We start from the raw sequence: 513 nt of genomic DNA, 5'->3' as shown, positions 1-513 counted from the left end.
CCCGTTGCCCCGCTGCTTACCGTAGCCGTACCCGCCGTGGCGGAGGTCCAGCTTACCCCGGTGATCGCCGCCGGAATGGCGTCATTGATGGTGGCACCCGTGACGTTGCTCGGTCCGTTGTTGCTTACTACAATCGTGTAGGTAATCGGACTGCCCGGCGTGTAGGTCGCACTGCCGTCCGTTTTGGTGATCGCCAGATCGGCAACTGAATTCTGTGTATCCGTATCGGTCGCGCTGTTGTTGCCCGGCGTGGGGTCCGTTACCCCGCCCGGAGCCGTTACCGTGGCGGTGTTCACCAGATTACCCGTCGTCGACGGTGCTACCGTTCCCGTCACCGTGAAGGTTACCGTGTTGCCCGCTCCCGCCGGTAGGTTCACCGTCGCCGCCAGCGTGTTGCTACTGCCCGTTGCCCCGCTGCTTACCGTAGCCGTACCCGCCGTGGCGGAGGTCCAGCTTACCCCGGTGATCGCCGCCGGAATGGCGTCATTGATGGTGGCACCCGTGACGTTGCTC

General features: G+C 64.1%; 1 pseudogene. It reads right to left on the bottom strand.

Annotated elements, in window-relative coordinates:
• Positions 1-467 (bottom strand): annotated as a pseudogene (locus tag ACLD7X_RS18410) (hypothetical protein); the annotation flags it as partial.
• Between the last annotated feature and the right edge of the window lie 46 nt (positions 468-513).

This window comes from Aphanothece microscopica RSMan92 (assembly GCF_046613545.2).
In the GTDB taxonomy this organism is placed as follows: domain Bacteria; phylum Cyanobacteriota; class Cyanobacteriia; order PCC-6307; family Cyanobiaceae; genus NIES-981.
This window is presented reverse-complemented; position numbering and strand designations above follow the sequence as displayed.